Origin of the sequence: Trinickia fusca (assembly GCF_003628145.1) — a bacterium.
In the GTDB taxonomy this organism is placed as follows: Bacteria; Pseudomonadota; Gammaproteobacteria; order Burkholderiales; family Burkholderiaceae; genus Trinickia; species Trinickia fusca.
In genome coordinates, this window is sequence record NZ_RBZV01000003.1 from 315756 (window position 1) to 329891 (window position 14136).

Annotated in this window: 13 protein-coding genes; 5 read left to right on the forward strand and 8 right to left on the reverse strand. The window is 65.1% G+C overall.

Annotated elements, in window-relative coordinates; all coding sequences use genetic code 11:
- The first annotated feature begins 136 nt into the window (after positions 1-136).
- The gene (locus D7S89_RS10720; protein ID WP_121277637.1) at positions 137-1684 is read left to right on the forward strand and encodes a S41 family peptidase; all 1548 of its coding nucleotides are present in this window, start codon (positions 137-139) and stop codon (positions 1682-1684) included.
- A gap of 114 nt (positions 1685-1798) precedes the next feature.
- Positions 1799-2551, forward strand: a complete 753-nt coding sequence (locus D7S89_RS10725; RefSeq protein ID WP_121277638.1) for a HesA/MoeB/ThiF family protein — start codon at positions 1799-1801, stop codon at positions 2549-2551.
- 30 nt (positions 2552-2581) lie between these two features.
- On the opposite strand, the gene ptsP is transcribed toward D7S89_RS10725, so the two are convergent.
- From ptsP to D7S89_RS10760, 7 genes are all read right to left on the reverse strand, one after another.
- Positions 2582-4339, reverse strand: coding sequence for a phosphoenolpyruvate--protein phosphotransferase (ptsP, locus tag D7S89_RS10730; protein ID WP_121277923.1), 1758 nt, complete (start codon positions 4337-4339; stop codon positions 2582-2584).
- A gap of 240 nt (positions 4340-4579) precedes the next feature.
- Complete coding sequence (locus tag D7S89_RS10735) at positions 4580-4849, reverse strand: HPr family phosphocarrier protein (protein ID WP_121277639.1); 270 nt, start codon at positions 4847-4849, stop codon at positions 4580-4582.
- Between the two features lie 45 nt (positions 4850-4894).
- A complete protein-coding gene (locus D7S89_RS10740) occupies positions 4895-5392 on the reverse strand; it encodes a PTS sugar transporter subunit IIA (RefSeq protein ID WP_121277640.1) in 498 nt (165 codons plus the stop codon).
- A 318-nt stretch (positions 5393-5710) separates the two neighbouring features.
- Positions 5711-6664: a glutathione synthase gene (gene gshB / locus D7S89_RS10745; protein ID WP_121277641.1), complete on the reverse strand. Its 954-nt coding sequence runs from the start codon at positions 6662-6664 to the stop codon at positions 5711-5713.
- A 51-nt stretch (positions 6665-6715) separates the two neighbouring features.
- Positions 6716-8005 carry a glutamate--cysteine ligase gene (gene gshA, locus D7S89_RS10750; protein WP_121277642.1) on the reverse strand — a complete coding sequence of 430 codons (1290 nt, stop codon included), beginning with the start codon at positions 8003-8005 and terminating at the stop codon, positions 6716-6718.
- A 261-nt stretch (positions 8006-8266) separates the two neighbouring features.
- Positions 8267-9718, reverse strand: coding sequence for an ammonium transporter (locus tag D7S89_RS10755; protein WP_121277643.1), 1452 nt, complete (start codon positions 9716-9718; stop codon positions 8267-8269).
- Positions 9719-9774: 56 nt separating this feature from the next.
- Positions 9775-10113 (reverse strand): P-II family nitrogen regulator, encoded by a 339-nt coding sequence (locus D7S89_RS10760; RefSeq protein ID WP_115532609.1) that lies wholly within the window; start codon positions 10111-10113, stop codon positions 9775-9777.
- A 399-nt stretch (positions 10114-10512) separates the two neighbouring features.
- Between D7S89_RS10760 and D7S89_RS10765 the strand changes: the two genes are divergently transcribed.
- Together D7S89_RS10765 and D7S89_RS10770 are read left to right on the forward strand one after the other, a co-directional pair.
- Positions 10513-10767, forward strand: coding sequence for an accessory factor UbiK family protein (locus D7S89_RS10765; protein WP_121277644.1), 255 nt, complete (start codon positions 10513-10515; stop codon positions 10765-10767).
- 115 nt (positions 10768-10882) lie between these two features.
- On the forward strand, positions 10883-12502 hold the full coding sequence (locus tag D7S89_RS10770; RefSeq protein ID WP_121277645.1) for a YifB family Mg chelatase-like AAA ATPase: 1620 nt from the start codon (positions 10883-10885) through the stop codon (positions 12500-12502).
- A 334-nt stretch (positions 12503-12836) separates the two neighbouring features.
- Here D7S89_RS10770 and D7S89_RS10775 read toward each other — a convergent pair whose 3' ends face one another.
- Complete coding sequence (locus tag D7S89_RS10775; RefSeq protein ID WP_245982797.1) at positions 12837-13415, reverse strand: hypothetical protein; 579 nt, start codon at positions 13413-13415, stop codon at positions 12837-12839.
- Positions 13416-13602: 187 nt separating this feature from the next.
- Between D7S89_RS10775 and D7S89_RS10780 the strand changes: the two genes are divergently transcribed.
- On the forward strand, positions 13603-14130 hold the full coding sequence (locus tag D7S89_RS10780; RefSeq protein ID WP_121277646.1) for a peroxiredoxin family protein: 528 nt from the start codon (positions 13603-13605) through the stop codon (positions 14128-14130).
- The last annotated feature ends 6 nt before the right edge of the window (positions 14131-14136 follow it).

Genomic DNA, 14136 nt, shown 5'->3' on the forward strand with positions numbered 1-14136 from the left:
GCAACGAACCGCGCTCGGGCGTTCGCTGTCGAACGTGGATGCGGGCGGCAAGCCGCAGCCCGCGAGTCGAGCAGTTATACTTGAACGTCATTCGCCATCGAGCGCTTCCATCCGCCTTCCGACCGCACCAGACTCTATGCGCACGAAACTCAAGAACATCGGCTTGATCGCCGCTGGCCTCGCCACCGGCGTCTTCGCGACGCTGCAATTTTCGTTTGCCGCGCAGCAGCAAGCCGTCACTGCGCCGCTTCCGCTCGATCAGCTGCGGCTTTTCGCGGAAGTCTTCGGCCAGATCAAGCATGACTACGTCGTGCCGGTCGACGACAAAAAACTGCTGACGGAAGCGATCAAGGGCATGGTGGCGAGCCTCGATCCGCACTCGTCGTATCTCGACAAGACCGATTATCAAGAGCTGCAGGAACAGACCAAGGGCCGCTTTGCCGGCCTCGGGATCGAGATCTCGCAGGAAGACGGTCTCATCAAGGTGATCTCGCCGATCGAGGACACGCCGGCGTTCCACGCTGGCATCCGTCCCGGCGACCTCATCACGCGCATCAACGACAAGCCCGTGCGCGGCATGACGCTCGACCAGGCCGTCAAGCAGATGCGCGGCGAACCGGGCACGAAGGTCACGCTGACGGTATTCCGCAAGAGCGACGACCGCACGTTCCCGATCACGGTCACGCGCGCGATCATCCGCGTGCAGAGCGTGAAGTCGAAGGTCGTCACGCCGGGCTACGCGTACGTGCGCATCACGAGCTTCCAGGAGCGCACCGTCCCCGATCTGGCCGCAAAGCTGCAGGACATCGCGCGCGAGCAGCCGAATCTGAAGGGCCTCGTGCTCGATCTGCGCAACAACGGCGGCGGCCTGCTGCAAAGCGCGGTCGGCGTGGCCGGCGCGTTCCTGCCGCCCGATTCGGTCGTCGTCTCCACGAACGGCCAGATCGCCGATTCGAAGCAGGTCTATCGCGACACCTACGATAACTACCGCCTGCCGTCGTTCGACACCGATCCGCTCAAGGAGCTGCCGGCCGTCTTCAAGACGGTGCCGATGGTCGTGCTCACGAATGCGTATTCGGCATCGGCCTCCGAAATCGTGGCCGGCGCGCTGCAGGATCAGCATCGCGCGCTGATCGTCGGCAAGACGACGTTCGGCAAGGGCTCGGTGCAGACGGTGCGTCCGCTGACGTCCGACACGGCGCTGCGGCTCACGACGGCCTACTACTACACGCCGACCGGCCGCTCGATCCAGAACAAGGGCATTCGCCCCGACCTTCCGGTCGATCAATTCGCGGACGGCGATCCCGACGACGCGCTCGTCACGCGTGAGGTCGATTACACGAATCACCTGGCCAACACGCAGGATCCGAACGAGAAGAAGGAACAGGAGCAGCGCGAGCAGGATCGTCTGAAGCAGTTGCAACTGCTCGAAGAGCAGAACGACAAGAAGACGCCCGAGCAGCGCGCGAAGGATCGCGATCGCAAGCCCGTCGAATTCGGCTCGGCTGACGACTTCATGCTGCAGCAGGCGCTGAACAAGCTGCAAGGCAAGCCTGTGCTGGAATCGAAGTCGATCGCCGAACGCAAGCTCGCCGAGAACAAGCCGCCGCGTTCGGCTTCGGCACCGATCGCCGTGAAGCCGGGTGCCGTTACGCCGGCAGCAGCCTCCGCGCCCCGCAAGTAAGCCGTACCCATCAAGACGCCTTCGCTTCGCTCAGCCTGCCGGCCGCGGGGCGCAGCGAAGGCCCCGCCTCCGTGGCGCGCCCAGGGCCGGCATCCACACCACGGCTCCCGCGCCATGAACGACGATCAACTCCTTCGCTATTCCCGCCATATCCTCGTCGATGAGCTCGGCATCGAGGCGCAGCAGCGCTTTCTCGATGCGCATGCGATCGTCGTCGGTGCTGGCGGCCTTGGCTCGCCGGCCGCGATCTATCTGGCCGCAGCGGGCGTGGGCACGCTCACGCTCGTCGATGCCGACACCGTCGACCTGACGAACCTGCAGCGGCAGATTCTGCACGTGACGGCATCGGTGGGGCACAAGAAGGTGGAGTCGGGGCGCGAGGCGATTGCGCGTCTGAATCCCGACGTCGTCGTGCAAGCGGTCGATGTCCGCGTCGACGACGCATGGCTCGATGCAGCCGTGCCGGGCGCGACCGTCGTGCTCGACTGCACCGACAATTTCGCCACGCGCCACGCGATCAACCGTGCGTGCGTCGCGCATGGCGTGCCGCTCGTGTCGGGTGCGGCGCTGCGCTTCGACGGTCAGATCAGCACCTTCGATTTCCGCCGGCCCGAATCGCCGTGCTACGCGTGCGTGTTTCCCGAGGACCAGCCGTTCGAGGAAGTCGCCTGCGCGACGATGGGCGTCTTCGCACCGACGGTCGGCATCATCGGCGCGATGCAGGCAGCCGAGGCGCTGCGCGTCATCGCCGGCATCGGCGAAACGCTGACCGGTCGCTTGATGATGCTCGACTCGCTGCGCATGGAGTGGAACACGATGACCATCGCGAGGCAGCCCGACTGCCCCGTGTGCGGCGAGCATCATTGACCGCCCGCCCCGTTACGACAGACGCGTGACTTAAACTTCGGCGACGCGCTTGAGCGCCGCTTGCAGCTCGCCGGGCTCGAACGCGGCGAGCACATCGGCCACCGGCTTCTCTAACGCGCGCAGGTCGGCGCGCAAAATCTCCTGCTTCACCTCGAGCAGCTGACTCGGGTGCATCGAGAACTCGGTGAGCCCCATGCCGAGCAACAACCGCGTGAGCTGCGGATCGCCGGCCATCTCGCCGCAAATCGACACCGGCACACCCACCCGCTTCGCCTCGCGCAACGTGAAGGCGATCAGATGCAGCACGGCCGGATGCAGCGGGTCGTACAGATGGGCGACCGAGTTGTCGGCGCGATCGATGGCCAGCGTGTACTGGATCAGGTCGTTGGTGCCGATCGAGAGGAAGTCGAGCCGCTTGAGGAACAGCGGCAACGCAATGGCCGCCGCCGGAATCTCGATCATCGCGCCGATGCGAACACCCGGATCGTACGTCAGGCCCGCTTCGTCGAGCTGACGCTTGGCCTCGTGGATCAGGTCGAGCGTCTGGTCGATCTCCTGCGCGTGCGCCAGCATCGGCACGAGAATGCGCACCTGCCCATAGGCCGATGCGCGCAGGATCGCGCGCAGCTGCGTCAGGAACATCTGCGGTTCGGACAAGCTCCAGCGAATCGCGCGCAGGCCGAGCGCCGGGTTCGGCGCAGTTTCGTAGCCGTCGCCGCTCATCGCATCGAGCGGCTTGTCGGCCCCGACGTCGATCGTGCGGATCGTCACGGGCAAACCACCCATCAGCTCGACCGCCTGCCGATACGCGGCGAACTGCTCTTCCTCTTCGGGCAGCCCGCCCTTCTGATTCATGAACAGGAACTCGGTGCGGAACAGCCCCACGCCGACCGCGCCGGCGTCGACCGCCGCACGTGCATCTTCGGGGAGCTCGATGTTCGCGCACAGCGCGATCTTGTGGCCGCACAGCGTTTGCGTCGGCGAGAACTTCAAGCGCTGCAGCTTCTTCTGCTCGAGCAGCTTTTCGCTTTGCCGATACGTGTATTCCTCGAGGACGATCGGTGCCGGATCGACGATCACGATGCCGTGGTCGCCATCGACGATGATCAAGTCGTCCTGGCGAATCAGCGCGCTCGCGTGCTGCACGCCGACCGCGGCCGGAATGCCGAGGCTGCGCGCGACGATCGCCGTATGCGACGTGCGCCCGCCGAGGTCGGTGACGAACCCTTGGAACGTTTGCGTCTTGAACTGCAGCATGTCGGCAGGCGAGATGTCGTGCGCGACGACGATCATCTCTTCGCTCGCCTGCCCGGTTGCGGCATCGCCGACGAGTGAGGCCGCACACGGCGCGCCGGCCAGCGCCTTCAGAATCCGCTCGACGACCTGCTGGATATCGGCCTTGCGCTCGCGCAGGTATTCGTCCTCGATGTCGTCGAAGTGACGCGACAGCCGCTCGAGCTGCTCGGTCAGCGCCCACTCGACGTTGTAGCGGCGCGTGCGCACGAGATCCATCGTCTCCTGAACGAGCATCGCGTCGTTCAGGATCATCGTGTGGACATGGATGAAGGCACCGACCTCGCTTGGCGCGTCGGCGGCCAGATCTTCGTTGAGGCGTTCGAGCTCCGTCTGCACCGCTTTCAGGGCAGCACGGAACCGCTCCAGCTCGCCTTCGATCTGATGCGGCTCGACGAGGTAGTGGTCAACATCGAGTGCGGCGGGCGCGATCAGATAGGCACGCCCGATGGCGATGCCGCGTGACACTGGAATTCCATGCAGCGAGAACGACACGCGCACCTCCTCGAATGTGTGATGCCGCGGGCAATACCGCTGCAATGGGCGTGTGACCCTAGGCGACGATTATAAATTCCGTCTGTGGCAGCTGGCTGCGTGCGGCGCAACAAACGCATGCTGCGCGGCGGCATCAAACCCGCTGGCCCCCGGCTCAGCGACACCCGGAAAGAAAAGCCGCGGCATGCCGCGGCTTCGATTTCCAAGCCGGCGCATGAGCGCCGATGCCGGTCGGCCGGGTTACTGCCCTTCGCCGAACTTGTCGGCGATCAGCTGCAGCAGTGCCTGCATCGCTTCCTGCTCGTCGGGCCCCTCGGTCTCGATCATGACCGTGCTGCCGATGCCCGCCGCCAGCATCATCACGCCCATGATGCTCTTCGCGTTGATGCGCCGGCTATTGCGGGTCATCCAGATTTCCGACTGGTAGTTGCCCGCGAGCTGCGTGAGCTTGGCCGACGCACGTGCGTGCAGCCCCAGTTTGTTCACGATGGTCGTTTCTTGTTGAAGCATCTGATGTTCCGATCGGCCAGGAAAAAGAGAGACGGAAGAAGGGTATTACGGCTTTGCGACGCTCGGACTTGAACTCGCGCACCCTGCGGCAGGTGACGCGACGGCTGGCGCAGCCGCCCCCGCCGCCGTGACGGGCATGCCCGGCGGCACGCACTCGCCGGGCGCTATCGCATGGATGCCCTTGCTCGCACCGGCCAGCGCCTTGTCGACGAGCGTATCGAGCGGCGTCGCCCGATAGCAGACGGAACGCATCAGCATCGGCAGATTGACGCCCGCGAGGACGCGCACGTCTGGTATCGCCGCGAGCCGGCTCGCAATGTTCGCCGGCGTTGCGCCGTACATGTCCGTCAGCACGAGCGCGCCGTTCTCTTCGCGCAAGCGGTCGATTTCCGTATGGGCCAGCGCGACCACCTGGACGGGATCGCTGTCGGGCAACACGTCGATGGCGCCGATGCGTGCCGGGAGTGCGCCATAGACATGCGCGACGCACTCCCGAAGCGCGGTGGCCAGTGGCGCATGCGCGATGATCAAAATGCCTGCCATGTCAGCCTTGCAACGATAAGCGGCTCGAGGACCGGTTCACCGGGCGGCCGCTGTGCGTCCGGCTCACGGCAAGCCCCTCATAGCCTGTGGGCATGCCGCATCGACGTGGGGCGCGGTCGATGCGGCCGGGGCCGTGTACTGGCCCCACCTGGCTCGGGTGAACGCCGCTGTGCCGATGAGCACTGCCGCCGCGCGCCGCCGAAGCCTTTTTTGTGAGATCGGAATTGTAGCAGGCCATTTTCGCGCGTTTTTCACGCCCGTGTTGCGAGCGGCCAGCCGGCGCGGCGCGCGACTGCCGCCGTCCGGCTCGCACTGAGCTCAGCTCGCCGCGCGCTCGAGCGCGTCGACGAACATGGCCGCGACGTCGAAGCCGGTCTGATCCATGATTTCGCGAAAGCACGTGGGGCTCGTCACGTTCACTTCGGTGAGCCAGTCGCCGATCACGTCGAGGCCGACCAGCAGCAACCCGCGCGAGGCCAGCACAGGCGCGAGTGTTTCGGCGATCTCGCGATCGCGCGCGCTGAGCGGCTGCGCAACGCCAACGCCGCCGGCCGCCAGATTGCCGCGCACTTCGCCGCCTTGGGGAATGCGCGCGAGCGCATACGGCACGGGCACGCCGCCAATCAGCAGGATGCGCTTGTCGCCAGCCGATATCTCGGGGATGAACTTCTGCGCCATGACCGAGCGCGCGCCGTCGTGGCTCAGCATCTCGATGATCGAGCCCAGGTTCATGCCGTCGCGCGTCACGCGGAACACGCCCATGCCCCCCATACCGTCGAGCGGCTTGAGGATCACGTCGCCATGCTCGGCGTGGAATGCGCGCAGCCGGGCGGAGTCGCGCGTCACGAGGGTCGGCGCGACGAACTGCGCAAACTCGCCGATCGCGAGCTTCTCCGAATGGTCGCGAATCGTCTGCGGCTTGTTGAACACGCGTGCGCCGGCACGTTGCGCGAGCTCGAGCAGCCAGGTCGACGTGACGTACTCCATGTCGAACGGCGGATCCTTGCGCATCAGCACCGCGCCGAACGAGGTCAGCGAACGATGCTCGCGCGGACCGCTTTCGTGCCACGGATGACGATGGAGATCGGCCTCGTCGCCGATGATGGTCACACGCCGCACGGTCGCATCGACGTCGCCCGCCCAGGCAAGATCCTTGGGCTCGCAGACGTACAGCGTGTGCCCGCGCCGCGCCGCCTCGGCCATCATGGCGTAGGTGGAATCCTTGTAGATCTTGAAGTGCGAGAGCGGGTCGGCGATGAAAAGAATGTCCATGAAGTCTCTGCTGCCCCGAAGCGGGCCGTTTCGTTCATCAAAGGGCGGGTGTCAGACCTGGATCGCTTCCGGATCGGTCTTTTCGAGCTCGACCGATGCCGCGAGCAAGCCGAGCCGCGCGACGACACCATACATGTAGAAGCGGTTCGGCGGCGCCGCGCCGGGCTTCGCGTGCGCGTCGGGCAGCGCCGTATGCTCGAAGCCGAGCGGCACGAAGTGCATGCCGGGCGCATTGAGGTTCTGGTCTCGCTCGCGGCTGCCGTGCACGCGATAAAAACCGCCGACGACATAGCGATCGATCATGTAGACGACGGGCTCGGCCACTTCCTCACCGATGCGCTCGAACGTGTAGACGCCTTCCTGCACGATGACGTCGTGCACCTGCAAGCCGCCCTTGGTCGTCGCCATCAGCGCGCGCTCGCCCTTGGTCAGATTGGCCACTTCGGTCGCGTCGTGGACGGTCATCACGCCGCGGCCATCCGTGCCCGCATCCGACTTGATGACGACATAGGGTTTCTCGCTGATGCCGTACTCGCGATACTTGCGCGCGATCTTCTTGAGGACGGCATCGATCGCATCGGCCAGCGCCTCTTCGCCGGTGCGTGCCTCGAAGTCGACGCCCTCGACGTGCGCGAAATACGGATTGACCATCCACGGGTCGATCTCGACCATCTTCGCGAACTTCTTGGCGATGTCGTCATAGCAGGCAAAGTGCGTCGACTTGCGGCGCACCGCCCAGCCCGCGTGCAGCGGCGGCAGCAGATATTGTTCGTGCAGATTCTCGAGCACGGGCGGGATGCCGGCCGACAGATCGTTGTTCAGCAGGATCGAGCACGGGTCGAAATTCTTCAGACCGAGCCGGCGCGGCGTGCGCTCGAGCGGCTCGAGCACGATCTTCTGGCCGTCCGCGAGGGCGATCGTGACGGGGCCCGCGATGTTTTCGTCGAGCGTGCCGAAGCGCACGTTCAGGCCCGCCTGGCGCATGATCGTCGACAGGCGCGCGACGTTCTCGAGATAGAACGCATTGCGCGTATGCCGCTCGGGGATCACGAGCAGATTCTTGGCGTCGGGGCAGATCTTTTCGATCGCCGCCATGGCGGCCTGCACGGCAAGCGGCAGCACTTCGTTGGGCAGGATGTTGAACGCCCCGGGAAACAGATTCGTGTCGACGGGCGCGAGCTTGAAGCCCGCATTGCGCAAGTCGACCGAACAGTAGAACGGCGGCGTGTGCTCCTGCCATTCGAGCCGGAACCAGCGTTCGATCGCGGGCGTGGCATCGAGGATCTTCCGCTCGAGGTCGAGCAGCGGACCATTTAATGCCGTAACTAGGTGCGGAACCATTGATCACTCGCGAGAACAGGAGAGAAAAAGATTGTAGAGCAATTAATTGCTTTGCCGATTTGGGGATGGTTTTGCCATTCGCAAGAAGGCCCCGCATCGACTTTCTCTATTGACCCGATTGATGGCAGGGTCGAACGGCATATAGGTGAGGTGAGACCGCGCGCAGGGTCTCCCCCAAAAGAAAAAACCCGCCACTAGGTGGCGGGCCAAAGTCCCTGCACTCGATAAAGAGGTCGCGAAGCGGCGCCAGGCCGCCTCGCCTCATTCCACGTGCTCGCCGTGCAGCACGACGTCCAGACCTTCGCGTTCGGCTTCTTCGGGCACGCGCAGGCCCATCACGAGATCGATTGCCTTGAGCAGCACGAAGCTGATCACGCCGCTGTAGACGAGCGTCGTCAGGACGCCCTTCGCTTGCAGGATCAGGCTGCCGTCGGCGCCACCGATGTCCTTGACCGCGAAGATACCGGTCAGCAGCGCGCCCACGATGCCGCCCACGCCGTGCACGCCGAAGCAGTCGAGCGAGTCGTCGTAGCCGAGCTTGGTCTTGAGCCAGGTCGCCGACCAGAAGCAGACGACGCCGGCAATGAAGCCGATCGCGAGCGATCCGCCCACACCGACGAAGCCCGAAGCCGGCGTAATCGCCACCAGGCCAGCCACGGCTCCCGACGCGATGCCGAGCGCCGAAGGCTTGCCCTTCGTCAGCCATTCCACGAACATCCAGCCGAGCGCGGCGCAGGCGGTTGCCACTTGCGTCGTCAGCATCGCGAAGCCGGCACGGCCGTCCGCGGCCACCGCCGACCCTGCATTGAAGCCGAACCAGCCCACCCACAGCATCGCCGCGCCCATCAGCGTCAGCACGAGATTGTGCGGCGCCATCGCTTCGCGGCCATAACCGACGCGCTTGCCGAGCACGAGACAGCACACGAGACCCGCGACACCGGCGTTGATGTGCACGACCGTGCCGCCCGCGAAGTCGAGAATGCCGGCGCTGCTGAGCCAACCCGTCGGCTCCCACACCATGTGCGCGATCGGCGCGTAGACGATGATCGACCACAGCGTCATGAAGACGAGCATCGCCGAGAACTTCATGCGGTCGGCGAATGCGCCCGTGATCAGGGCCGGCGTAATGATCGCGAACGTCATCTGATAGACGAAATAGACGGTCTCCGGGATCGTCGGCGCGAGATGGCTGACGGTCAGTGTCGTCGCCTTGTCGCCCTTGATGTAGTTCATGCCGGCCAGCAGCACGCGCGAGAAGCCGCCGATGAAGCTGTTGCCGGGCGTGAATGCGAGGCTGTAGCCGATGACGGTCCACAGCACCGTCACGACGCAGGTGATCGCGAAGCTCTGCATCACGGTGGCCAGCACGTTCTTCTTGCGCACCATGCCGCCGTAGAACAGCGCGAGGCCCGGGATCGTCATGAACAGCACGAGCGCCGTCGAGGTCAGCATCCAGGCTGTGTCGCCGGCATTGATCTTCGATGAGTCGACCGAATACGGGGCGGTCGGCGCGGCGGGCGCAGCGGCGGCGGAAGCAGCTGCCGCGGCAGAAGCTTCGGGCGCAGAAGCGGGCGCTGTCGCCGATGCCTGGGCCGAGGCGGCGGCGGGAGCGGAGGCCGCGGCGGGCGCGGACGCGTCGTCCGCGAGGGCGGCGCCGATACCGCCCGCCAGCAGCGAGGCGGCCATCGCCAGGGACATCAAGATTTTGCGCATGTTCGGTTTCCTCTTGTCGCTATCTATTCGATTTACAGCGTTACGGCGTTACGGCGTTACAGCGCTTCCGCGCCCGTCTCCCCAGTGCGGATCCGAATCACTTGTTCGATCGGCGTGACGAAGATCTTGCCGTCGCCGATCTTGCCCGTGCGCGCAGCCCGCTCGATCGCTTCGATCGCCTGTTCGACGATGTCGTCCGACACGGCGGCCTCGATCTTCACCTTCGGCAGGAAGTCGACGACGTACTCGGCGCCCCGGTACAGCTCGGTATGCCCCTTCTGACGTCCGAACCCTTTCACTTCCGTCACGGTGATCCCCGAGACGCCGATCGCCGACAAGGCTTCGCGCGCCTCATCGAGCTTGAACGGCTTGATGATTGCGGTAATGAGCTTCATGAAAATCCTCTTGTTCGTTGCGAATACCTTGTTGCCATGCGCCGGGCGCGGGTGATTCACCGCGCCATGTGCCGGTCCGCCGACGCCCCCGTGGTCGCCGCCGACGCGTGCGGTTGGAACTAGCAACTAGCGTGCCATCAGTCCGTTTCAAGCGGGTCCGATGCCATGGCCGGGCCGTGCCTGCGCCTTGTCCGAACGGTCGACATGAGCCTGCCGCGCTGGCGTGGCACCTCGATCGTTGCTAGAGTGTTCGCACGCCCGGCTCATGCCGGCACGCACCAATGGCGTTCGGATGCCCGCGCCCCGTCCAGCGGGCGCACCAAGTTCGCTCATCGGTGCGTTATAGACGCTACTCATACGAACGGCTGCACATTTTTTGTGCAGCGCCAGGGAACCACCATGAAGCAACCAAACGATCTCTTTCAGGACTTTCAGGCGCGCATGAGCGACCTGCTCAAGCACTCGCCCGCGAAGGATGTCGAGCGCAACGTCAAGGCGATGCTCTCTCAAGGTTTTTCGAAACTCGATCTCGTCACGCGCGAAGAGTTCGACACGCAGACGCAGGTGCTGATGCGCACGCGCACGCGCCTGGAGGAGCTCGAGCGACGCGTGGCCGAACTCGAGCAGAAGCTCGCGCAATCGCAGGAGCCGTGAGCGCTGCCTGAGTGCCGCCTGGATAAGCCAGCTAATCCGCCACCCGGCAAGCGAGCCGTCCCTACCGAAGCAGAAATCGGCAGCGCATCGAGCGCCGCCCCGCTCAGGAGAACACATGTCGCTTGCCGTGGTGCGCTCGCGCGCGCCGGCTGCTGGCCGCGCGCCCGAAGTCACAGTCGAAGTCCACCTCGCCAACGGGCTGCCGTCGTTTTCGATCGTCGGACTGCCCGATCTCGAAGTCCGCGAAAGCCGCGAACGCGTGCGCGCCGCCCTCCAGAACTGCGGTTTCGACTTTCCCGTCCGCCGCATCACCGTCAACCTCGCCCCCGCCGATCTGCCGAAGGAATCGGGGCGCTTCGATTTGCCCATTGCGCTCGGCATCCTCGCCGCGAGTGGACAGCTTCCGGCTGCCTCGCTCGGCGAGCGCGAATTTGCCGGCGAACTCTCGCTGACGGGTGCGCTGCGGCCCATGCGCGGCGCATTCGCGATGGCTTGCGGCATGGCCCGTGGCCGTTTGCGCGTGCCGGCCAGAGCGGCTGACTCGGCCGACGACACCGAGTTCAAGCGCGATGCGAGCGCCGAGGTGCGAGAGTCGACCACTGAACTCATGCGAACTCGCACACCGGAGTTGTATCTGCCGCTCGCAAGTGCCGGCGAAGCCGCACTCGTGCCGGGTGTGTGCGTCTATGGCGCCGCCGATCTGCCGTCCCTATGCGCGCACCTGGCCGGTACGCCCGAATGTCGGCTGCGGCCCATTACCGCACCGAGCCTCGAGCAGGTCGTCCCGGCCGAGCATCCCGACATGGCGGACGTCATCGGCCAGCGTGGCGCACGGCGAGCGCTCGAAGTGGCCGCCGCTGGCGGACATCACATGCTGATGGTGGGCCCGCCCGGCGCAGGCAAGTCCATGTTGGCCGCGCGCCTGCCGGGCCTGCTGCCGCCGATGAGCGACGAAGATGCGCTGACTTCGGCGGCCCTGCTGTCGGCCAGCCGGGTCGGCTTTTCGCCCGGTCAGTGGCGGCGGCGCCCGTTTCGTGCGCCGCACCACTCGTCGAGCGCGGCCGCGCTCGTGGGAGGCCGCAATCCACCACAACCCGGCGAAATCACGCTTGCGCATCTGGGCGTGCTGTTTCTCGACGAACTGCCCGAATTCGACCGCCACGTGCTCGAAACCTTGCGCGAGCCGCTCGAGGCGGGCCGCATCACCATCTCGCGCGCGGCACTGCAAGCGGACTTCCCGGCCGCCTGCCAACTCGTGGCCGCGATGAACCCGTGCCCGTGCGGCTGGCGCGGCGATCCTGCCGGCCGCTGCCGCTGCACGCCCGAAGTCGCGGCGCGTTACCTGCGCAAGCTGTCGGGGCCGCTACTCGATCGCATCGATATCCAGATCGAGTTGCCGGCGCTCACGCCAGCGGAGCTATCGGCACGCGCGTCGGAGCCCGCCGAGCCCAGTGCGGCGATCGCGTTGCGCGTCGCGAGGGCACGCGAGCGCCAACTCGTGCGTCAGCGGAAGATGAATAGGGAACTGACCGGCCGCGAAATCGACGACATGTGTCCGCTAGGACCGGAAGCTGAGCTGCTGCTACGCGAAGCGAGCGACCGCTTCGGCTGGTCGGCGCGTGCTTACTACCGCGTGCTCAAGGTAGCCCGGACGATCGCCGACCTTGCCGGCCCCGACGTGCCCGATGCCGCCCATGTGGCCGAAGCGATTCAGTACAGAAGGGTTTTTACGTAACCCTAAGACGAAAACACCTGTCAAGACTTGACTTATGCACACTGACGAGATCTATGCCATTGGACAGGTGTTTAAAGGCACTGCCGTAGCATCGACTTTCAGCCCATTGATTTTTAACGATTTTTTCCCTTGCCAAGTTTCGCGGCAACGTAACGAAATGCCCGTCGCGCGGGCCTCTGGAGGAAACGACGGCCACTTTTCAACAAAGTTATCCACAGCAGCTGTGGATAGACTAAAAACCTACAAGAAATCCGGGGATTAGCTCGATTTGTTGCGATGGAACCTTCAGTACAAAACGGGGTCATAGGCCCGTTTTCAGCTGCTCCATCGCCCCTTAAAAAAGTTTGAAAGACTGAAAAAATTGGTCGACCTGCTCCTGGGCAGGCTGCTCTCCGGCAACGAGGGTCGCCTCGTAGACGTGATTGCCGCGCGCGACGATCCAGGCTCGCAGCGTCTTGTGCTCGTGGCCCGCACCGGCTGCCCCGCTGAGCTCCAGCGCCACACCCTCGACATTTCCGCCGGCAGCCAGCGGCACCTGCACGGCGCGTCCCTCGGCTGCCACGCCGAGATTGCGCGCGAGGCTCGTGCGCACGTAATCGGCCACCGTGCGGCGCAACTGCGCATCGTCGCCCGGCAGCACGATCACGCCGACAGCGAATACCGCGCCTTGCGCGTGTGCCGCCTGCACCTTCATCGTCATCGGCCTGCCTGCGATGTCGACGGGCCGCTCGTCGACGGTCGGCTTGGCCGGCAGATCGATCGAGTAGCCATCGGCCGCATTGGTGACCGTGCGCCAGTTGTAAGCCGGCGAACAAGCAGCAAGCGCCGCCGCAAGCGAAACGACACGCGCGAAGCGGCCGACCCCGCGCAGCGAGACCGGCGAGGAGCGTCGGCGAAAAGCGATTCCGAACATAATGAGATAGTTGAACAAAATAGGGCCCGAAGCCGCGCCGATATACAACCTTGCTGCAGCCGGGCCGCGTGGCGGCTAATGCGCGATTATCCGTCAGCGAGCGCACGACGATCGCCTGCTTGCTTCGGCGATTGACGGTAAAATGGCGGCGCCCTCTTTGCGCCAATGAGCCTGCGAGATCCGCCCCATGAGCCAGACTTCTACCTCCCCCGCCCGCCGAGCGAGCCCGCTGCGTTATGTGGCGATCGCCGTCGCTGCGGTTGCCATCGCCGTCGCCGGCTACTTCACGTTCGGCAGCGCGCAGCATGTGCCCGATGCCACGTTCACGTTGCTGTCGGGGCAAAAGGTGTCGACCTCGGAGCTCAAGGGCAAAGTCTACCTCGTCAACTTCTGGGCGACGAGCTGCGAGACCTGCATGAAGGAAATGCCGCAGATGGTCGACACGTACAACCGCTTCAAGAGCCACGGGCTCGAGTTCGTCGCCGTCGCGATGAACTACGACGCGCCGATGTATGTGACCAACTACGCGCAAACGCGCCAGCTGCCGTTCAAGGTCGCGCTCGACGACGGCAGCGCCGCCAAGCAATTCGGCAACGTCCAGCTGACGCCGACGACAATCGTCGTCGACAAGAACGGCACCATCCTCAAGCGCTATGTCGGCGAGCCGCAGTTCGCCGAGCTCGACCAGCTGCTGCAAAAGGCGCTCGGCGCATAACGCCGG

Bases quoted from the DNA above. Each gene is read 5' to 3' on its own strand.
- D7S89_RS10720 (WP_121277637.1), top strand. From the start codon at position 137: ATGCGCACGAAACTCAAGAACATCGGCTTGATCGCCGCTGGCCTCGCC.
- D7S89_RS10725 (WP_121277638.1), top strand. From the start codon at position 1,799: ATGAACGACGATCAACTCCTTCGCTATTCCCGCCATATCCTCGTCGAT.
- D7S89_RS10735 (WP_121277639.1), bottom strand. From the start codon at position 4,849: ATGCTTCAACAAGAAACGACCATCGTGAACAAACTGGGGCTGCACGCA.
- D7S89_RS10740 (WP_121277640.1), bottom strand. From the start codon at position 5,392: ATGGCAGGCATTTTGATCATCGCGCATGCGCCACTGGCCACCGCGCTT.
- gshB (WP_121277641.1), bottom strand. From the start codon at position 6,664: ATGGACATTCTTTTCATCGCCGACCCGCTCTCGCACTTCAAGATCTAC.
- gshA (WP_121277642.1), bottom strand. From the start codon at position 8,005: ATGGTTCCGCACCTAGTTACGGCATTAAATGGTCCGCTGCTCGACCTC.
- D7S89_RS10755 (WP_121277643.1), bottom strand. From the start codon at position 9,718: ATGCGCAAAATCTTGATGTCCCTGGCGATGGCCGCCTCGCTGCTGGCG.
- D7S89_RS10760 (WP_115532609.1), bottom strand. From the start codon at position 10,113: ATGAAGCTCATTACCGCAATCATCAAGCCGTTCAAGCTCGATGAGGCG.
- D7S89_RS10765 (WP_121277644.1), top strand. From the start codon at position 10,513: ATGAAGCAACCAAACGATCTCTTTCAGGACTTTCAGGCGCGCATGAGC.
- D7S89_RS10770 (WP_121277645.1), top strand. From the start codon at position 10,883: ATGTCGCTTGCCGTGGTGCGCTCGCGCGCGCCGGCTGCTGGCCGCGCG.
- D7S89_RS10775 (WP_245982797.1), bottom strand. From the start codon at position 13,415: ATGTTCGGAATCGCTTTTCGCCGACGCTCCTCGCCGGTCTCGCTGCGC.
- D7S89_RS10780 (WP_121277646.1), top strand. From the start codon at position 13,603: ATGAGCCAGACTTCTACCTCCCCCGCCCGCCGAGCGAGCCCGCTGCGT.